The sequence below is a fragment of the Xanthomonas sp. genome (assembly GCF_017163755.1).
Classification (GTDB): Bacteria; Pseudomonadota; Gammaproteobacteria; order Xanthomonadales; family Xanthomonadaceae; genus Xanthomonas_A.
The window spans coordinates 118,315-137,127 of the sequence record NZ_JAFIWC010000015.1 but is presented as its reverse complement, the minus strand read 5'-3'; the positions used below and the strand labels follow the sequence as shown (position 1 = coordinate 137,127).

16 protein-coding genes are annotated in these 18,813 nt (G+C 69.9%); 13 read left to right on the top strand and 3 right to left on the bottom strand.

All coding sequences use genetic code 11. The features are described from left to right. The 4 genes from JR065_RS11885 to JR065_RS11870 form a co-directional block, all read left to right on the top strand. The coding region (locus JR065_RS11885) for an energy transducer TonB family protein (protein WP_206234407.1) at positions 1–505 on the top strand (505 nt) is incomplete at its 5' end. 79 nt (positions 506–584) lie between these two features. Then, entirely contained in the window at positions 585–2,279 is a 1,695-nt protein-coding gene (locus JR065_RS11880) for a putative porin (RefSeq protein ID WP_241093567.1), read from the top strand. A gap of 93 nt (positions 2,280–2,372) precedes the next feature. After that, the gene (locus tag JR065_RS11875; protein ID WP_241093566.1) at positions 2,373–3,167 is read left to right on the top strand and encodes a SapC family protein; all 795 of its coding nucleotides are present in this window, start codon (positions 2,373–2,375) and stop codon (positions 3,165–3,167) included. A gap of 554 nt (positions 3,168–3,721) precedes the next feature. Beyond that, entirely contained in the window at positions 3,722–5,977 is a 2,256-nt protein-coding gene (locus JR065_RS11870; RefSeq protein WP_206234405.1) for a methyl-accepting chemotaxis protein, read from the top strand. 456 nt (positions 5,978–6,433) lie between these two features. Here the strand turns inward: JR065_RS11870 and JR065_RS11865 are convergent, their stop codons facing one another. After that, positions 6,434–6,913: a VOC family protein gene (locus JR065_RS11865; RefSeq protein ID WP_206234404.1), complete on the bottom strand. Its 480-nt coding sequence runs from the start codon at positions 6,911–6,913 to the stop codon at positions 6,434–6,436. Between the two features lie 489 nt (positions 6,914–7,402). Between JR065_RS11865 and JR065_RS11860 the strand changes: the two genes are divergently transcribed. The 4 genes from JR065_RS11860 to JR065_RS11845 all read left to right on the top strand — a co-directional run bounded on the left by JR065_RS11860 (position 7,403) and on the right by JR065_RS11845 (position 10,798). Beyond that, on the top strand, positions 7,403–8,113 hold the full coding sequence (locus JR065_RS11860) for an ABC transporter ATP-binding protein (protein ID WP_206234416.1): 711 nt from the start codon (positions 7,403–7,405) through the stop codon (positions 8,111–8,113). Next, positions 8,110–9,258, top strand: coding sequence for an ABC transporter permease (locus JR065_RS11855; protein WP_206234403.1), 1,149 nt, complete (start codon positions 8,110–8,112; stop codon positions 9,256–9,258). The genes JR065_RS11860 and JR065_RS11855 overlap by 4 nt, the downstream gene beginning before the upstream one ends. Positions 9,259–9,266: 8 nt before the next feature. Beyond that, a complete protein-coding gene (locus JR065_RS11850) occupies positions 9,267–10,454 on the top strand; it encodes an ABC transporter permease (protein WP_206234402.1) in 1,188 nt (395 codons plus the stop codon). A 185-nt stretch (positions 10,455–10,639) separates the two neighbouring features. Then, positions 10,640–10,798 (top strand): hypothetical protein, encoded by a 159-nt coding sequence (locus JR065_RS11845; RefSeq protein WP_206234400.1) that lies wholly within the window; start codon positions 10,640–10,642, stop codon positions 10,796–10,798. Positions 10,799–10,927: 129 nt separating this feature from the next. Here JR065_RS11845 and JR065_RS11840 read toward each other — a convergent pair whose 3' ends face one another. Further along, positions 10,928–11,101, bottom strand: a complete 174-nt coding sequence (locus JR065_RS11840) for a hypothetical protein (protein ID WP_206234399.1) — start codon at positions 11,099–11,101, stop codon at positions 10,928–10,930. Between the two features lie 313 nt (positions 11,102–11,414). Here JR065_RS11840 and JR065_RS11835 point away from each other — a divergent pair, with 313 nt between their 5' ends. Continuing rightward, entirely contained in the window at positions 11,415–12,719 is a 1,305-nt protein-coding gene (locus tag JR065_RS11835) for an SLC13 family permease (RefSeq protein WP_206234398.1), read from the top strand. 66 nt (positions 12,720–12,785) lie between these two features. Here the strand turns inward: JR065_RS11835 and JR065_RS11830 are convergent, their stop codons facing one another. Continuing rightward, positions 12,786–13,400, bottom strand: coding sequence for a LysE/ArgO family amino acid transporter (locus JR065_RS11830; RefSeq protein WP_206234397.1), 615 nt, complete (start codon positions 13,398–13,400; stop codon positions 12,786–12,788). 107 nt (positions 13,401–13,507) lie between these two features. Between JR065_RS11830 and JR065_RS11825 the strand changes: the two genes are divergently transcribed. The 4 genes from JR065_RS11825 to JR065_RS11810 all read left to right on the top strand — a co-directional run bounded on the left by JR065_RS11825 (position 13,508) and on the right by JR065_RS11810 (position 18,784). After that, complete coding sequence (locus JR065_RS11825; protein ID WP_206234395.1) at positions 13,508–14,398, top strand: LysR family transcriptional regulator ArgP; 891 nt, start codon at positions 13,508–13,510, stop codon at positions 14,396–14,398. 214 nt (positions 14,399–14,612) lie between these two features. Beyond that, positions 14,613–15,383 (top strand): lipo-like protein, encoded by a 771-nt coding sequence (locus JR065_RS11820; RefSeq protein WP_206234394.1) that lies wholly within the window; start codon positions 14,613–14,615, stop codon positions 15,381–15,383. Between the two features lie 358 nt (positions 15,384–15,741). Continuing rightward, a complete protein-coding gene (locus JR065_RS11815; protein WP_206234415.1) occupies positions 15,742–17,997 on the top strand; it encodes a methyl-accepting chemotaxis protein in 2,256 nt (751 codons plus the stop codon). A 328-nt stretch (positions 17,998–18,325) separates the two neighbouring features. Continuing rightward, entirely contained in the window at positions 18,326–18,784 is a 459-nt protein-coding gene (locus JR065_RS11810) for a hypothetical protein (RefSeq protein ID WP_206234393.1), read from the top strand. Positions 18,785–18,813 lie beyond the last annotated feature (29 nt).

Sequence of the window (18,813 nt, the reverse complement as noted above, 5' to 3'; positions counted from 1 at the left end):
GCCGGAACCGGAGCCCGAACCGGAGCCGGAGCAGGAACCGGAAGAGACGATGCCCGAGCCCGAGCCGCTGGACGAAGCGCCCAAGCCGGCCGAGGAAGCGCCCACGCCCGACACGGCGGACCCGGTGACCATGGATGCCGACGCACAGGCCGGCACCGACAACTTCGGCATCCAGTCCGGCAGCGGCGGCGGCACGACCGGCGCGGGCGCGGGTGGGGGCGGCGGCAACGCGTCCTACGGCCGCTACCTGGGCTACGTGCTGCAGCAGGCGGTGTCGCGCGACGAACGCATCCGCAAGCTGGCCTTCCAGCTGACCGTGCACGTGTGGCTGGACGGCTCGGGCCAGCTGACCCGCGTGGAGCTGTTGCGCGGCAGCGGCAACCAGGAGGCCGACGACGCGGTGCTCGCCGTCATCCGCGCGCTCGGGCGCGTGGACGAGATTCCGCCGGCCTCGTTGAAATTCCCCGCGCGCGTGCTGGTGCAGGGACGGCGTCCTGCCGGATGAGCGCGCGTTCGACCATTCCTTTCGAAGACTTCCAAACCTTGTGAGCAAGCAGATGACCCGTTCGACCATACGATCCACCTTGCGCGGACTGCGAACCACCGCCGTCGCCGCCGGCATCGGCCTGGCCCTGTTCGCCGCCGGCGCGCAGGCGCAGGGCGCGCGCAGCGAAAGCACGATGATCAAGCTGATCCGCGGCCTGATCGACAGCGGCGCACTGAAGCCGGAAGTGGGGCAGGCGTTGCTGCAGGAAGCGCAACGCGAGGCCGCGCCGGCCGCAGCGGCGTCGGCGATCGCCGCGCAGCCGGGCGACGTGCGGGTGCCGTACATCCCGGACACCGTGCGCGACGGCATCCGCGACGAGGTCAAGGCGCAGGTCATGGCACAGGCCAAGGCCGAGCGCTGGGCGGCGCCGGAGCAGGTGCCGGAGTGGACGCAGCGCCTGCGCGTGCAGGGCGACGTGCGCGTGCGCAACGAATCGCGCCTGTACTCCGACCGCAACAGCGACATCGAGGTCGACTGGAGCCGCATCAACGCAGGGTCCGGCTACGACATCAACGAGAACACCAATCTCAACCTGCCGCCGCTGCGCAATACCCGCGAGGACCGCAACAATTCCTGGCGCATCCGCGCGCGCATCGGGGTGGTCGCCGACCTGGGCGAACACACCCGCGCCGGCGTGCGCCTGGCGTCGGGCAGCGACGACGGCCCGGTGTCCACCACCCAGACCCTGGGTGGCGGCCTGGCCAAGAAGGATGCATGGCTGGATCAAGCCTGGCTGTCCTGGTCGCCGGTCGACTGGATGGAGATCGTCGGCGGCCGCTTCGGCAATCCCTACTGGTCCACCGATACCCTGTTCTCCAACGACCTGAACTTCGACGGCATCGCGTTCAAGTACGCCGACGAAGTGGGGCCCGACGGCCTGTCGCTGTTCGCCACGCTGGGCATGACCCCGCTGGAGTATTCGTCCGACGGTTTCCCCAGCACCAGCCAGAACAAGATGCAGAGCGAGAACAAGTGGCTCAACGGCCTGCAGGTGGGCGCGGACTGGGCGTTCGGCAACGAGCAGAAGCTGCGCGCGGCGGTGGCCTACTACGACTTCCGCAACGTCGCCGGCGAGCTGTCGCAGCCCTGCGCGCTGTATGCCGGCGCCGACCACTGCAGCACCGACTGGTCGCGCCCGGCGTTCATGCAGAAGGGCAATACGCTGATGCTGCTGCGCGACATCGCGCTGGATCCGCTGGACCCGGCCAACACGCCGCTGCCGCAGTACGTGGGCCTGGCGTCGGAGTTCGAACTGCTGGATGTCAACCTGAAATGGGAAGCGCCGGCGTTCGCCGGCTACGGCGTGCGCCTGGAAGCGAACTGGCTGCAGAACCTGGCCTACGACCCGGCGCAGATGTGGAAGCGCGCCAACGGCGGCATCGTCACCAACCTGGGCGCAGCGGCCGGTGCCGTCGCCGGCCCGCAGGACATCCGCAGCGGCGATACCGCCTATCTGGCGCAGGCCACGTTCGGCAACCTGGCGCTCACCCAATCCGGGGACTGGAACGCCTGGCTGGGCTACAAGCGGATCGAGGCCGATGCGCTGCCCGACGGCTTCAACGACTCCAACTTCCATCTGGGCGGGACCAATGCCAAGGGCTACTACCTCGGCGCCTCCTACATGTTCGACAAGAACGTCTGGTTGAGCGGGCGCTGGATGGCGGCCAAGGAAGTGACCGGCGCGCCGTTGTCGATCGACCTGTTCCAGCTGGAAGTGAACGCCGGCTTCTGACGCATCCGGCGGCCCGAGCGCCGCACGCCGATACGCGCGGCGATGCCAATACCCCTTGTTGCACCCACGACATCGAACTAGACGGGACACGACATGACTTCCGAAACAATGGACGACGCACCCACGCCGCCGACGGACCACGCCGCCAGCGCGCCGCCGCCCGCCGCCACGCCGCCGCAGCCGGCGGCCCCGCCATGGCCGATGTTCTACCGCCGGCCGGTGCTGCTTTCCTCGCACGAACACGCGCATTGGCGCGTGCGCCCGGCCGGCGTGGGCTTCGCCGCGCGCAGCCATTCGGTCCCGGTGGTGGCCGGCGAGTTCGCCGCGGCGTCGCGCTCCTACCCGCTGGTCTTCGCCGGCCGCGAGCACATGCCGATGGCGCTGCTGGGGCTGCAGGCCGACCACAACCGCTTCGTCGACGGGGACGCCTGGGCGGCCGGCGCCTACGTTCCCGCCTACGTGCGCCGCTATCCGTTCGTGTTCGTGCAGATGGGCGAGCCGGAAGGCTATGCGCTGGCGATCGATGCCGAGGCCGACATGGTGGTGACGTCCGGCGAGGAGGGGCACGCCTTGTTCGAAGGCGGGCAGCCCAGCGAGCTGACCCGGCAGGCGCTGCAGTTCTGCGAATCCTTCACCCGCGAAGACCGGGCGACCCGGCAGTTCACCGCGCAACTGGCCGCACAGGGCCTGCTGCTGGAGCGCACCGCCAACATCACCTTCCCCGACGGCCGCAAGGCCAGCATCGACGGCTTCCATGTGGTGGACACGGACAAGTTCGCCACGCTGTCGGAGGAGGTCATCGTCCAGTGGCACCGCAACGGATGGCTGTCGCTGGTGCATTTCCACCTGGCCTCGCTGGCGCGCTTCACCGACCTGATGGCGGGTTGAGCCGTCAGGCGGGCATCGTCAAGCCCAGGTCCAGTCGGGCAGCGATGGGCGGAAGCGAAGACCGCGGCTGTGTGGGCGCGCTTTTCGGGGCGGCGCATGCGACGCCGCTGTATCCAACGCCGCGCCATGGATGGCTGCGGCGATCGGCAGCCGGGATAGGCGCAGCCGCCCGCGCCAACCAGGCGCCTGCCCGGGCGGTATCGCCCCAGGCGCAGGGATGGACGACGCATCGCAGACGCGACCGACGCCGCGTCGCAGGGCGGAGTCGGACGGGTGCACGCGCTGGCAGGCCAGCGCTGCGTGCCGAGTGGGCAGGGCGTGCGCCGGCCGCTGCGCAGCGGGCGTCGGCACGGCAGGAAATGGTAGGAAACGGGCAGGCTCGCCCGAACTGGGACTGGTTCCGCGAAAAATGCCTGGCCGCGCGCTCAAGTTTCCGCGCCGGCAACCGCTATCCCCGTAGACACGAGCCCTGATCGCGCTGCCGCAGCGCGATTCGACCTGCCGCCACCTCTGCCCCCGCTACGGCCCGGGCGTCCCTGCCTGGAGTTGCAACGATGAAGTGGTTCCACGATCTGCCTATCGCCCGCAAGCTGGCGGTGGGGTTCACCCTTACCACGCTGATGACGGTCATGCTGGGGTCCTTCGCCTTGTCCCGCCTGGGCGGCGCCCACGACGAACTGGTCGCGATGGCCGGCAACGAGATTCCGTCGGTCCAGCACCTGGGCGAAGTGCGCGCGCAGCTCGGCGAGTTCCGCACCTTCGAGCTGTCGCAGCTGACCATGCTCGACAAGCCGGAGAAGGTCGCCGACTACAACGCGCGCATGGACAACACTTCCAAGATCGTGCGCGACGAACTGGCGGCCTATGCCGCGCTTCCCGCCGACGAGCGCGAGCGCGCGCTGTACCGCAAGGTCGCCGCCGACACGGACGCGTACTTCGGCGCCAACCGCGACATGCGCGCGGCGGTCGCCGCCGGCGACGGCGTGCTGGCGCAGCAGATCTCCGACGAGAAGTCGCGCCCGGCGCGGCGCAAGCTGTTCGAGGACCTCAAGGCGCTGGGCACCTACAGCACCGGCCAGATGCAGGCGAAGATCGTCAAGGCCAACGCCACGCACCGCGCCAGCGTGATCGCCATCGTCGCCTGCATGGTGCTGCTGTCGCTGATCGCCGCCGCGCTGGCCGTGGTGATCTCGCGCGCGGTCACCGGCCCGCTGGCCAAGGCCGTGCATGCGATCCAGTCGGTGGCCCGCGGCGACCTGTCGGTGAACATCCAGGCCGCCAGCGCCGACGAAGCCGGCAAGATGCTGACCGCCACCCGCGACATGACCCTGATGCTGCGCCGCTTCTCCGGCGAGACCCAGCGCATGGCCGAGATGCACGCCGGCCCGGACATCGGCCACCGCATTCCGGAGGATTTCCCGGGCGTGTACGGCCAGCTCGCGGTCGGCATCAACACGGTGATCTTCGAGCATCTGGACTCGATCAAGGACGCCATCGCCGTGCTCAACCAGTACGCCGCCGGCGACCTGTCGCAGAACGCCCGCCGCCTGCCCGGCAGCCGCGCGATCCTGCACGAGTCGATGGACGCGGCCAAGGCCAGCCTGCTGGCGATCAACACCCAGATCCAGTCGCTGGCGCAGGCCGCGGCGGTGGGCGACTTCAGCCAGCGCGGCGACGCGCAGCGCTTCGACCACGACTTCCGGGTGATGATCGAACACCTCAACACCATGATGGAGGTCGCCGACGGCAACCTGACCCAGGTCTCGCAGCTGCTGCAGGCGATCGCCGGCGGCGACCTGACCGCGCGCATGCACGGCGAGTTCCATGGCGTGTTCGCCAGCATGCGCGACGACGCCAACAGCACCGTCGCGCAGCTGACCCAGATCGTCGGCCGCATCCAGCAGGCCTCTTCCAGCATCAGCAGCGCCGCCGGCGAGATCGCCTCGGGCAACAACGACCTGTCGCGCCGCACCGAGCAGCAGGCGGCCAACCTGGAAGAGACCGCCGCGTCGATGGAAGAGCTGACCTCCACGGTCAAGCAGAACGCCGAGCACGCGCGCCAGGCCAACCAGCTGGCGATCGGCGCCGCCGGCGTCGCCTCGCAGGGCGGCGAGGTGGTCGGCCGCGTGGTCACCACCATGCACGAGATCGACGCCTCCTCGCGCCGCATCGCCGACATCATCACCGTGATCGACGGCATCGCGTTCCAGACCAACATCCTGGCGCTCAACGCCGCGGTGGAAGCGGCGCGCGCCGGCGAGCAGGGCCGCGGCTTCGCCGTGGTCGCCTCGGAAGTGCGCACCCTGGCCCAGCGTTCGGCCAGCGCGGCCAAGGAGATCAAGGGCCTGATCGACGAGTCGGTCGGCAAGGTCGCGGTGGGTTCGCAGCTGGTCAACCAGGCCGGCCAGACCATGGGCGAGATCGTCGCCTCGGTGCAGCGCGTCACCGACATCATGTCCGAGATCTCCGCGGCCTCGCAGGAGCAGTCCGCCGGCATCGAGCAGGTCAACCAGACCGTGACCCAGATGGACGAGGCGACGCAGCAGAACGCCGCGCTGGTGGAGGAAGCCACCGCCGCCGCGCGCTCGATGGAAGAGCAGGCCGGTCACCTCACCGATGCGGTTTCGCTGTTCAAGCTCGATGGCCAGGCCGCGCCGGTCGCGTCGCTGGCGCCGGTCGCCGCGCCACGCGCCGCCTATGTTCCGGCGCCGGCCCCGGTGCGCGCACGCACCGCACCGCTCGCCAAGGTGCGTCCCGCGCCCGTGCGCGAGCCGGTCGCGGCCAACGGTGGCGACTGGCAGGAGTTCTGATTCCCCGCCCGCATCGACGCAACCCGCGTCACCCCGCTCCGGCGGGGTGACGTCGTTTTGGGCTCGGCCATCGGCGGCGATGGATCGGCAGCGGTTATGGTCAGCCGACTGCGTGCTGCGCGGACGCTCGCCGCGAGCGGGTCGTCCCGCGTGATGCAGCCTGCGCCGCTGGCCGCCGCGAGCGCTGCCGCCCACTGGTCGGGCAACGGTCGCCGCGGGAATGGACGCTGCAGCGCGACCGCCTGGCCGAGAAATCGCCGCTGCACTCTGCGGATGGAGACCGAATCGATGGGCCGGGATTAGGGAGTCGAGATTGGAAAGGACAGTCATGGCGATCACTGGCTCACGTGTCGCCAAGGCAACAGGACGAGCGGGGGCTTGCCCACTCCCCAATCCCCGCCCCTGCGTATCTGCCGCTCCCGAAGCGGCCGGCGCGGCTCGGCGCTGCTCGGCACTTCAGCCGCGCCGGGCGGCCTCGATCGCGGCGATGTCGATCTTGACCATTCCCATCATCGCGTCGAACGCCCGCTTGGCCGCCGCCGGATCGGGATCGGTGATCGCGGCGGAGAGGGCGCGCGGCGTGATCTGCCACGACAGCCCCCACTTGTCCTTGCACCAGCCGCACGCACTTTCGCGGCCGCCGTTGCCGACGATCGCGTTCCACAGGCGGTCCGTTTCGGCCTGGTCGTCGGTGGCGACCTGGAACGAGAACGCCTCGTCGTGCTCGAACGCCGGGCCTCCGTTCAGGCCGAGACAGGGGATGCCCATCACCGTGAACTCCACCGTCAGCACATCGCCCTGCTTGCCGGCGGGATAGTCGCCCGGCGCGCGATGGACGGCCGTCACCTCGCTGTCGGGGAAGGTCCGGGCGTAGAAGTTCGCCGCGTCCAGCGCGGTGCCGTTGAACCAGAGGCAGATCGTGTTCTTGCTGACCATCTTGGTGTCTCCTGAACTGGGCGGATAGGCAACTCGGGCGGCGTGGGCGGCTGGCTGCCGCGGCAGCCCCGGAGCGCGTGCAGGTTGTACGGGAGCCGACGGCTTGGAGCGTTCTGTGGAGCGTGCCCATGGTCTTCAAAATGCGTACGGTTTGCCAGTCCCGGGCATGGCCGCTCGCATCCGCGGTTGCCGGGCGAGCATCTATCGCCCGGTGTGCGGCGGAACGGCAAGGCACCGAGCGCGCAGGGCGAAGCGACCGCGACAGGAGCCGCACGCCCTCGCCACGTCGATGGCGACCGGCTGCGCGGCGCTGGTGGCATGCGCTGGCGCTCTGCTGCCGCGGCTGCACGCGCACCGCGTCCCGTTCCGCAGCGGCTTGTTGGCCGCCGCACCCTGGCATAAGATCGATACGGATCAATGGAATATTCGGCTCGAGCAGGCGCCGTTGCGCCCTGTCTGGAGTTTCGCCAACTGCGCAGGGAGGTCTGCATGAGCCTGGTGTCGCTGCGGGGACTGAAGAAGTCGTATGGCACCGGCCAGCAGATCGTCGAGGTCCTGCACGGCGTCGACCTGGAGGTCGCACAAGGCGAATTCCTGGCGCTGATGGGGCCGTCGGGTTCCGGCAAGTCCACGCTGCTCAACGTGATCGCCGGGCTGGACAAGCCGACGTCGGGCGAGGTCGTCGTCGCCAACGAGCGATTGACCGCCCTGGGCGCGACACAGCTGGCGCGCTGGCGCGCGCGGCACGTGGGCTTCGTGTTCCAGCTCTACCACCTGTTGCCGGCGCTGACCGCGGCGGAGAACGTGGAGGTGCCGTTGCTGCTCACGGATCTGAGCCGTGCCCGGCGCAGGCAGCAGGTGCGCACGGCGCTTGAGCTGGTGGGTCTTGCCGATCGCATCGAGCACAAGCCGTCGCAGCTGTCGGGCGGGCAGCAGCAACGCGTCGCCATCGCCCGCGCGATCGTCTCGGACGTCCCCCTGCTGGTGTGCGACGAGCCGACCGGCGATCTGGATCGCGCCAGCGCCAACGGCGTGCTCGATCTGCTCGACGCCCTGAACCGGCACCATGGCAAGACCATCATCATGGTGACCCACGATCCGCTGGCGGCGGCGCGGGCCAAGCGCCAGCTGCACCTGGAAAAGGCGCGCGCCGCCGCGCCGCCGCCTTCGCCGCCAGCCGCAGCGGAGCGCGCGCCATGAGCTACCTGCGATTGATCTGGAAGGGGCTGTGGAGAAAGCCCGTGCGCACGGCGCTGACCTTCGCGTCGATGACGATCGCGTTCCTGCTGTTCGGGCTGCTCAACGGCATCAACCAGGGACTGGATACGGTCACTTCGCGGTTCCATCTGGACCGCCTGTACGTCATGAACCGCATCAGCATGTACCACCCGCTGATCGTGCCGTTCGCGCAGCAGGTGGAGAAGATTCCCGGCGTCTCCCACGTCGCGTACTGGGCGTACTTCGTCGGCTACTACCAGCAGCCGACCGTCCAGCTGCCTATCGTCGCGGCGGACGTGGAACGCATCTTCCGCATGTATCCGGAGTTGCGCCTGCCGCCCGCTCAGCTGCAGGCGATGTCGCGGATCAAGTCCGGCGCGGTCATCAGCGACCATCTCGCGAAGCGCTTCGGGTGGAAGATCGGCGACCGTATTCCCGTGAAGTCGGCGATCTGGCCGCGCAAGGACGGCGGCGACGTGTGGTATTTCGACATCGTCGGCATCTACGCGCCGTCCGAGGCGTCGCCGGCGCTCAACGACCTGTTCTTCATCAATCTGGATTATTTCGACGAAGCGCGCGCCTTCGGCGCCGGCGCGGTGCACCTGATCATTGCGCGCGTCGGCGACCAGAGCCAGAGCGGAAGGATCGCCGGGCTCATCGACGCGATGGCGGAGAACTCGCCGTTCCAGACCCGGACGCGGACCGAGAACGCCTACGCGGCGGTGCAGTGGCGGCAGATCAACGACCTGCGCGTGATCGGCAACTTCATCACCGGCGCGGTGCTGTTCACCTTGCTGGTGGTGAGCGCCAGCACGATGATGCAGTCGGTGCGGCAACGCTTTTCGGAGCTGGCCGTGCTGATGGCGATGGGCTTCACGCCCGCGCGCATCGCCGCGATGATCGTCGGCGAGGCGCTGCTGCTGAGCCTGCTGGCCGCGGCGGCGGGCTTCGGCCTGGCGGCGTTGGCGTTTCCGTCGGTGGCCGAGCTGTTCGGCGCCATGCGCCTGCAGCCGTCGGTGTTCCTGGCCGGCCTGGCGATCGCGGTGGCGATCGCGCTGGCAAGCGCGCTGGTGCCGGCCATCCGCGCGGCGCGGCTGAGCATCGTCGAAGCCTTGGCCGGACGCTAGGAGGCGCCATGCACTCTCTCAAGCTGATGCTGGCGGCGACCTTGATGCATCTGCAGGGCTTGTCGCGCCGACGCGTGAACGCGCTGGTCATGGTCGTCAGCGTCGCCGGCGTCGTGGCGGTGTTCTCGGTCGTGCTGGCGATGAACGCAGGCCTGGACGCGGCGATGCGCGACTCCGGCAATCCCGACCGCGCCGTGGTGCTGCGGGCCGGCTCCACCGTGGAGATCGCCAGCGCCATTTCGCACGAGGACCTGACCCTGATCCGCAACGCGGCCGATGCGCGCAGGGGCGCCGATGGCGTTCCGCTGATCAACGCCGAGGCCGCGGCGCCGCTGACCTTGATTGAGAGGCGCAGCGGGATGGAAGTCAACGGCACGCTGCGCGGCGTCGGCCCGCAGATCCTGGCGGTGCGCCCGGAAATCAGGATCGTCGAAGGGCGCATGTTCGAGCCGGGAAAGCTGGAGCTGGTGGTGGGCCGGCAGGCGGCCCGGCAGTTCGAGGGCCTCGAACCCGGCGGCGAGATCGCGGCGTATCGGACCCGGTGGAAGATCGTGGGCGTGTTCAGTGCCGGGCGCAGCGTGCGCGAATCGGAACTGATGAGCGACGCGGAAGTGGTCATGAACATCAGCCAGCGCCCGATGTTCCAGAACGTCACCGTGGTGCTGCCCAACGCCGCCGCGTTCGGCGCGTTCAGGCGGGTGCTGGCCGCCAGCCCGGCGGTCGCGATGGACGTGTTCACCGAGCCGGAGTACCTGCTTCGCGAGTCGCAGAGCCTCAACGGCTTGCTGCATTTCATGGCCTACGTCATGGGCGGCATCATGGCGCTCGGCGCGGTCTTCGTCGCCATCAACGCGATGTATTCCAGCGTCGACGATCGCCGCCGGGAGATCGCCACGCTGCGCGCCCTCGGTTTTCCCGCGCTGGTCGTCGTCGGCTCGATCGTCGCCGAGGCGATGCTGCTGTCGCTGGCCGGCGGGTCGCTGGGCGCGCTGGCGGCGTGGGCGATCGTCAACGGCAACACGGTGAGCACGGCGGTCGGTGGCGATCTGCGCCAGCTCGTGTTCGAGATGGCGATGGCGCCGCCGGTGCTGTTGAAGGGCCTGGGCGCGGCGCTGGCGATCGGATGCGTCGGCGGCCTGGTTCCGGCCGTGCGTTCGATCAGGAGCCAGGTGGTCGACGACCTGCGGGCCATCTGAACGGGTCGATGCCGGCGTCGGCTGCGGCCGCGCGGCCTGTCCTTGCCGCGTGCGCATGCCGCGATGCGGCCTGCGCCAGAACACGCTGCCATCCATCGCATCGTCGGTACGTGGCAGGCGCAGGACTAGGCGAGTCCTTCACTTCCGATGTGGTGTGTTAGCGATCCCCACAAGACGGAGTTCGTATGGACACCACGCTGATGCCCTGGGTCGTCGGGCTGTTCATCCTGATCGTCGCGTCGGCGGTCTACCTGATCACCCGCGCGAAGAAGAACCGCAACCGCCCGGTGCACGACCGCGCCGCGACGAAATCGGGCAGCGACGCGTCGCTGCGCGACAGATAGCGCGGCACATCCCGCCGGGCGCTTGCCGAACGGCAATGGACCGACCCGTACCAACAGTTTCCTTCCGGCCCAGGCCGGCCGCCGCGGCCGACGCGAACAGCGCAGGCGCGGTCGGCACGTGGCCTGTCTTCATCTCGGGCTGGTGTCGAGCAACTGCCTGCCTTCCTGGGTCAGGGCGATGTCGCCGTCCTCGGCCTGCGCCGCGTAGCCCTCGCGCACCGCCCAATGGGTTTCCTCTTCGTTGACCGGCCGGGTGGCGTGGATGTCGCGCAGGATCCGGAGTTGTTCAGTGGTCAATGACATATGGCTCACCGTATCGACAGGAAGCCGATACGGTACAGGCGCGGCGTGATGGGCATGTCGCTGGCGCCGCACCGATCGCAGGCAGATGCATGCCCCGCGCGCCGGCCCTGGCGTGCGCTTGGCTTGCGAAGCTGCGCGGTACTATGGCGGGCTCGGAACGCCGTCGAATTGGATGCTCGATGATCGGGTTGCCTGAACATGCGCACCGCGGCCATGAGCCAGGACGGAGTCGGCTGGGTCCACGTGGCGTGTTCGGGTGCGCCCGGGCTCCACTGCGCCGGCGAACCGGCAGCGACGGCAGGACGTCCTGACCATGGCCATGGACGCACCCACGCTCGTGGCGCTGGTCATCGTGCTGGCGACCATCGCGCTGTGGGCCACCGCGAAGCTGCCCGAGTACCTCACCGCGCTGCTGTTCTTCGCCGCCGCGACCATCGCCAGCGCCGTGCCGGCGGCGGTGATCTTCTCCGGCTTCTCGTCGGCCGCCTTCTGGCTGGTGCTCAGCGGCTTCGTGCTCGGAGCGGCGATCCGCAAGGTGGGGCTGGCCGACCGCATCGCCGGCGCGCTGGAGCCGCATCTGTCCGGCTCGTGGTTCACGATGGTGTCCGGCGTGGTGCTGATGACCTACGGCCTCGCCTTCGTGATGCCGTCCAACATGGGGCGCATCGCCTTGCTGATGCCGGTGGTGATGGCGATCGCCGAGCGGGCGGGATTGCCCTCGGGCAGCAAAGGCCAGGTCGGCCTGGCGCTGGCGGTGGGCTTCGGCACCTACCAGCTTTCCGGCAGCATCCTGCCGGCGAACGTGCCCAACCTGGTCATGGCCGGCGCCGCCGAGAGCGCATACGGTCTGCACCTGCGCTACCTGCCCTACCTGCTGCTGCAGGCACCGGTCGTCGGCCTGCTCAAGGGCCTGGTGCTGGTCGCGGCGGTGTACTGGCTGTTCCGCGCCACGCCGGTGCCCGTGCCGCGGCGCGAACCGCGCCCGCCCGTGAGCGCCCAGGAGCGTCGCCTGGCGATCCTGCTGGCGCTGACCCTGCTGCTATGGATGACCGACGCGCTGCATGGCGTCTCGCCGGCCTGGGTCGGCCTGGCGGCGGCATGCGTCTGCCTGCTTCCGCGCGTGGGCTTTCTCGGCAGCGAGGAGTTCGCGCAGGGCGTCAACTTCCAGACCTGCCTGTACGTGGCCGGCATTCTCGGGCTCGCCGCATTCGTGGCGTATTCGGGACTGGGCAGCCTGTTGGGAAAGCTGTTGATCTCGGTGCTGCCGCTGGGGCCGGATAGCACCTGGCGCAGCTTCGCGTCGCTGGTAGGCGTGGCCGGCGGCTTGAACCTGCTGGTCACCGCCAATGGCGTGCCCGCGCTGTACACGCCGCTGGCCGGCGAGTTGGCGCAGGTTTCCGGATTGCCGTTGCTGACCGTGCTGATGGTGCAGGTGATCGGCTACTCCACGCCGCTGCTGCCGTTCCAGGCCTCGCCGATCGTGGTCGCCATGACGATGGGCCGGGTCCCGTTCCGCGACGGGCTGAAACTGTGCCTGGCGGTGGCCGCGGTCACCCTGATCGCGCTGGTGCCGCTGCAGTACCTGTGGTTCGGCCTGCTCGGCTATTTCCCCGGCTAGCGCCCGCGGCCATTGGCCGTGTAGCGGCGGGCCGGGCTGCATGCGCGGTTGCGATTGGCATGTCGCTCATCCGGGCGGCCTCAGCAGCAACAGGCACAACGACAGCATGAACACCGCCATCAGCGCATCGAGCGCGCGCCAGGCGCGGGGACTGCGGAACACCGGCAGCAGCAGGCGCGAGCCGTAGCCGAGCAGCGCGAACCAGGCCACGCTGGCCAGGCACGCGCCGGTCGCGAAGGCCCAGCGCGCGGCGCCGGCATAGCGGGTGGAGAGGCTGCCCAGCAGGATCATGGTGTCCAGGTACACATGCGGATTGAGGAAGGTGAAGGCCAGGCAGGCCAGCAGCACGCGCGGCCAGCTCGTGGCTTGCTCGGTGCCCGGCGCAAGCGCGGCTGTGCCGCGCCAGGCGCGGCGTGCGGCCAGCAGGCCGTAGACGGCGAGGAACGCGGCGCCGCCGAAGCGCAGCGCCTGCAGCAGCGCGGGCCATTCGTGCACCACTGCGCCGATGCCCGCCACGCCGCACACGATGAGGGCGATGTCGCCGAACGCGCAGGTGGCCACGACCAGCCCGACATGGCGGCGCAACAGGCCCTGCCTGAGGACGAAGGCGTTCTGCGAGCCGATGGCGACGATCAGGCCGGCGCTGGCAAGGAATCCGGCGAAGGCGGCGGCGAAGGACATGGCGGTGTTCCTGGAGACGGTCCGGCAAGCCTGGCGCCGGGACGGGCCCAAGAAAAGTTAATTTTTCTGTACCTTATTAAGGAAATCTAATCCAACGAGCACCCGCCATGGATCTGATCCACCCGCAACTGGCCGCCTTCGCCGCGGTGCTCGAGGAAGGCAGCTTCGACGCCGCGGCGCAACGCCTGTCGGTGACGCCGTCCGCCGTGTCGCAGCGGATCAAGGCGCTCGAGGACCGCCTGGGCCAGGTGCTGGTGGTGCGGCAGCTACCGTGCCGGCCCACGCCCGCGGGCGAACGGCTGCTGCGGCGGGTCAGGCCGATGCAGGCGCTGCAGGCCGAGGCCCTGGCCGACTTCGCGCCGCTGCGCGCGTCCGCGCCGCGCGTGATCCCCCTCGCCGTGAACGACGATTCGCTGCAGACCTGGTTCCTGGGCGGGCTGGCCGAGCTGCATCGGCGCCACGGCTACATCTTCGACGTGCGGGTGGACGACCAGGACCACACGCTGGAGATGCTGCGCAACGGCTCGGTACTGGGCGCGGTCACCGGCCAGGCCAAACCGGTGCAGGGATGCAACGTGCAGGCGCTGGGCGCCATGCGCTACTTCGCCATCGCCTCGCCGCAGTTCGCCAGGCGGTATTTTCCGACGCAGCTCCGCGCCGACGCGATGGCCGCGGCGCCGTTGATCGTGTTCAACCGCAAGGACGCGTTGCAATGGCGGTTCATGCGCCGGATCACGCGCGCGCGCCTGTCGCCCCCGGTGCACTACCTGCCGACATCGATCGGCTTCGTGGAGGCCGCCGCATTGGGCCTGGGCTGGTGCCTGGCGCCGGAATCGCTGATCGCGCCGGCGCTGGAAAGCGGACGGATCGTGGTGCTCGATCCGAAGCGCTGGCTGGACGTCCCGCTGTACTGGCAGCACGCGGCGGTGCGCTCGGACACGCTCGGCCATCTCGGCCGCGCGCTGCGCGAGGCGGCGGCCGCGGCACTGCGGGGATAGGCATGGACACCTCGCTGGCGCCTTTGGCCGCTGAAGTCCTGTAGCCGCGGCAGCCGCCGTTCGCCCCGGGGCGATGCGTACAAGCGTGGCATCCGGATCGCGATGGCGGCCCGCGCCGGCATGCCGCCGTGGTCTCAAGAACCCGCCCGCGCGGCCGCCAACGTGGATAAGCGAAGAGCCTTCGTCGCGACGCCCATCGGTTAGGTGCTGACCCATGCTGTCCCTGCCACGCCTGCTCGGCCGCACGCTCGCCCGGTTCCTGTCCAAGCCGCGGCGGCGCAATTCGGAGTTGCCGACGAGCCCGCCGCAGCTGCTGGCGGCGACGCTGCGCAAGGGCGACGTGCTGCTGGTGGAAGGCAACAGCCGCTTCTCCACCGCGATCAAGTACCTGAGCCAATCCACCTGGTCGCATGCGGCGCTGTACATCGGCGACCACCTGGGCCCGCCCGCGCCAGGGCAGGAAGCGCTGCTGTTCTGCGACGTGGACATCAACGTGGGCGTGCGGCTGATCGGGCTGAGCGAGTTCGCCGGGCTGCACACCCGCATCTGCCGGCCGGTGGGGCTGGGCGGCGACGAGATCGAGGCGCTGGTCCACTACATGGTCTCGCGCGTGGGCAACAGCTACGACCTGAAGAACATCTTCGACCTGGCGCGCTACCTGATCCGCACCCCGCCGCTGCCCTCGTCGGTGAAGCGGCGCTTCCTGGAACTGGGCAGCGGCGAGCCGACCAAGGCGATCTGCTCGACGCTGCTGGCGCAGGCCTTCGGCTCGATCCGGTATCCGATCCTGCCGGACATCGCCCCTGCGCCGGCGCCCGATGCCGACGATAGTGCCGAGGTCCTGCACCACCGGCACCACAGCCTGTACCTGCCGCGCGATTTCGACGTGTCGCCGTTCTTCAACGTGGTCAAGCCGCGGCTGCAGTCCAGCTTCGACTTCCATCGGCTGGTGTGGCACCGCGAAGCGGAGCGGCTGCAGGCCTGAGGTGCCGATAGGGGACGCGGCGAGGCGGGCCAGCATCTGCGCCAGGTCCCAGGTGATCCATCCGTCCATGCGCGAGCCCCGAGCCGCGGGCCGCGGCGCGCGTTGCATGCCGCGGTGAAAGAGGTCCGCCTGAACGGTTATGGATCGCATCGGTTCGGCCGAGATCGCGGCTGCGAGCCTGAAACCACGGCCTGATCGGGCCGGATGGATTTGCGGCACTCGCCACGGTTTCGCCGTCGGAAGGCCGCGCCACGCGTCCAGCGCGCGCCCCGGCGGTCAAGTTTTCCGCCCCGGCGGCCGATACCAGCGCATATCCCCTGACCTGCCTTTCTGGATAGCTATGAACCCCGTCGTCTTTCTGCGCCGCCGCGTGGCCAACCTGCCATTGACCCGTAAATTCGTGCTGCTCTGCGCGATCATCACCGTTGGCGTGGTCCTGCTTTCGGTTTCCGCGGCGCGCCTGCAATACCTGGATCTGGTCGACGCGCGCAAGCAGAGCGTGAAGGGCCAGGTGGACATGGGCATCAGCGTGATGCAGCACTACGCCGACAAGGCCAAGCGCGGCGAGCTCACCGAGGCGCAGGCCAAGGAGGCGGCCAGGGCGACGCTGGCGGACATGAAGAGCAACGGCGGCGTGGACTACTTCTTCATCACCGACCCGCAGATGCGCATCGTCATGCATCCCAAGCGCAAGGTCGGCACCGACATGAGCGACTACAAGAGCGATGCCGGCGAGTACGTCTATCGCGACATCCGCACCGCGGTGACCCGCGGCGACGGCTTCAGCTACTACAGCGCGCCCAAGCCGGGCAAGGACGACCAGCTGCCGAAGATCAGCTACGCGCAGGTCTTCCCGGGCTGGAACTGGGTGCTGGTGATGGGCGTGTACGCCGAGGACATCCAGGCCGAAGCGCTGGGCTTCACCAAGGTACTGACCGCGATCGGCGCCGGCGTGGTCGCGCTGGTGGTCGGCCTGTGCTGGCTGATCGCCGCGGCGATCGGCACGCCGCTGCGTGCGGCCACGCGCACCGCCGAGGCCATCGCCTCGGGCCGCTTCGACAACAAGATCGCGGTGGAGTCGCGCGACGAGACCGGCCAGCTGATGGCGAGCATGCAGCAGATGCAGAACCAGCTGCAGCGCTTCAACGGCGAGATGCAGACCCTGGTGCGCCTGCAGCAGGGCGAGGACATCACCCACCGCATGCCGGAGGACTTCCCGGGCGACTACGGCACCCTGGCGCACGGCATGAACACCGCGCTGTTCGAGCACCTGGACGCGATCGTCGAGGCGATGGCGATCATGGGCGAGTACGGCCGCGGCGACCTGCGCCGCGACATGCGCCGCCTGCCCGGCCAGCGCGCCGCGCTGCACGAGGCGCTGGATGCGGTGAAGGCCAACCTGTCGGCGATCAACGGCGACATCGCGCGGCTGGCCGATGCGGCCGCGCGCGGCGACTTCTCCGCGCGCGGCGACGAAGCGCGCTACGAGCACGCCTTCGGCGAGATGGTGCAGGCGCTGAACCGGCTGATGCGCCAGGCCGACAGCGGCCTGGCCGACGTGGGCCGGATCATGGGCGCGATCGCCGATGGCGACCTGTCGCAGCGCGTGGACGCGCGCTACGAAGGCGCGTTCGGCCAGCTGGCCGATGCGGCCAACCGCACCGCCGCGCAGCTGACCGACATCGTGCAGGGCATCCAGCGCTCGGCCGAGTCGATCAACACCGCCGCCAGCGAGATCGCCACCGGCAACAGCGACCTGTCGGTGCGCACCGAGCAGCAGGCGGCGAGCCTGGAGGAAACCGCGGCCTCGATGGAGGAGCTGACCTCCACGGTCAAGCAGAACGCCGACAGCGCGCGCCAGGCCAACCAGCTGGTGCTCGGCGCCGGCGAGGTGGCCGAGACCGGCGGCAGCGTGGTGGCCGACGTGGTCACCACGATGGCCTCGATAAGCGCCGCCTCGGCGCGCATCGCCGACATCATCGGCGTGATCGACGGCATCGCCTTCCAGACCAACATCCTGGCGCTCAACGCGGCGGTGGAAGCGGCGCGCGCCGGCGAACAGGGCCGCGGCTTCGCGGTCGTCGCCTCGGAAGTGCGCTCGCTGGCGCAGCGCTCGGCGGCCGCGGCGAAGGAGATCAAGACCCTGATCTCCGACTCGGTGCAGGAAGTCGAGCAGGGGTCGGCGCTGGTCGCGCGCGCCGGCAGCACCATGGCCGAGGTGGTGAGCTCGGTGAAGCGGGTCACCGACATCATGGCCGAGATCTCCGCGGCCAGCGCCGAGCAGAGCTCGGGCATCGAGCAGGTCAGCAAGACGGTGATGCAGCTGGACGAGACCACGCAGCAGAACGCGGCGCTGGTGGAGGAAGCCACCGCGGCGGCGAAGAGCCTGGAAGACCAGGCCTCGGACCTGACCCGGGCGGTGGCGGTGTTCCGCCTGGCCGGCGGCGCGCAGTCCGCCGCGCCGGCAGCGCCCAGGCCGGTGGCGGCGAAGGCGCCGGTGCGTCCGGCCGCCGCCGCGGCGGCGAAAAAGGCGCCGCGGCCCGCGCCGCGCCCGGCCGCGAACGCCAAGGCCGGCCATGCGCTGGCGGAGAGCGCGGAGTGGGAGGAGTTCTGAGCCGCGTAACCGGCCGCTAGCGAAGGCCCGACGACGCCGGTGCGGCAACGCATCGGCGTCGTCGTTTGCGGACGATGCGTGGCGGTGCATGCGGCGGCCGTTCGCCTCCAGGCGCCAGCGGTCCGTCGTACCATGGCGCTGCGGGATTGCGCACCAGCCTGCCGGCCGGCTGCGCGCGGCGGGCCAGCACAGCCAGGCCGATCGCAGTGGCGCCGTGCGCGGCTCGCACGCGCTGTCGAGGGGGCGGTTGCGGATCGCTCCCTTCGCATTGGGGGCGCCTGCCATCGCATCTGTCAGACTATGCGCCCGATCTTTCAAGGAAGGCATGATGGCCAGACTGAGCGCCGCGGTGGTTGCCGCATCCATTGTCCTGTCGCCCGCCGCCGCGCGCGCCGAACCGTTGCCGCCGGCCGCGCCGCTGTCGACCCAGGTGCAGTTCGCCGGCCAGGCGCTGCAGCTGGGCGAGCGCGATGGACGCTGCGCGCTGCTGCGTGGCGACACGCTGGTGTTGCCGCTGGCGATCCCGGCGCCGTGCGGGTTCAGCCGCGACGGCAAGGGCGGGGCGCGGGTGGAGGCGTTCGGCCGCAGCCGCATCGTGCTGGTCGAACACGTGCGGCCGAATCCGGATCCGCGCATGGCCGGCACCATGGGCCCGGCGTGCATCAACGAATCGCAGGCGGTGCGCGAGACCGGCGGGGCGATGGAGGCGGGCGCGGTCAACGTCGCCGCCAATTGCGGCGGCGGGGTGCAGGACCAGAAGATGTTCGTCGCCGGCTTCAGCTGGTAGATCGCGCACGGCGCCGCTGCCTGTCGGCG

Excerpts from the sequence above, each read along its gene's own strand:
- JR065_RS11875 (WP_241093566.1), top strand. The coding sequence starts at position 2,373 with ATGACTTCCGAAACAATGGACGACGCACCCACGCCGCCGACGGACCAC.
- JR065_RS11870 (WP_206234405.1), top strand. The coding sequence starts at position 3,722 with ATGAAGTGGTTCCACGATCTGCCTATCGCCCGCAAGCTGGCGGTGGGG.
- JR065_RS11865 (WP_206234404.1), bottom strand. The coding sequence starts at position 6,913 with ATGGTCAGCAAGAACACGATCTGCCTCTGGTTCAACGGCACCGCGCTG.
- JR065_RS11860 (WP_206234416.1), top strand. The coding sequence starts at position 7,403 with ATGAGCCTGGTGTCGCTGCGGGGACTGAAGAAGTCGTATGGCACCGGC.
- JR065_RS11855 (WP_206234403.1), top strand. The coding sequence starts at position 8,110 with ATGAGCTACCTGCGATTGATCTGGAAGGGGCTGTGGAGAAAGCCCGTG.
- JR065_RS11850 (WP_206234402.1), top strand. The coding sequence starts at position 9,267 with ATGCACTCTCTCAAGCTGATGCTGGCGGCGACCTTGATGCATCTGCAG.
- JR065_RS11845 (WP_206234400.1), top strand. The coding sequence starts at position 10,640 with ATGGACACCACGCTGATGCCCTGGGTCGTCGGGCTGTTCATCCTGATC.
- JR065_RS11840 (WP_206234399.1), bottom strand. The coding sequence starts at position 11,101 with ATGTCATTGACCACTGAACAACTCCGGATCCTGCGCGACATCCACGCC.
- JR065_RS11835 (WP_206234398.1), top strand. The coding sequence starts at position 11,415 with ATGGCCATGGACGCACCCACGCTCGTGGCGCTGGTCATCGTGCTGGCG.
- JR065_RS11830 (WP_206234397.1), bottom strand. The coding sequence starts at position 13,400 with ATGTCCTTCGCCGCCGCCTTCGCCGGATTCCTTGCCAGCGCCGGCCTG.
- JR065_RS11825 (WP_206234395.1), top strand. The coding sequence starts at position 13,508 with ATGGATCTGATCCACCCGCAACTGGCCGCCTTCGCCGCGGTGCTCGAG.
- JR065_RS11820 (WP_206234394.1), top strand. The coding sequence starts at position 14,613 with ATGCTGTCCCTGCCACGCCTGCTCGGCCGCACGCTCGCCCGGTTCCTG.
- JR065_RS11810 (WP_206234393.1), top strand. The coding sequence starts at position 18,326 with ATGGCCAGACTGAGCGCCGCGGTGGTTGCCGCATCCATTGTCCTGTCG.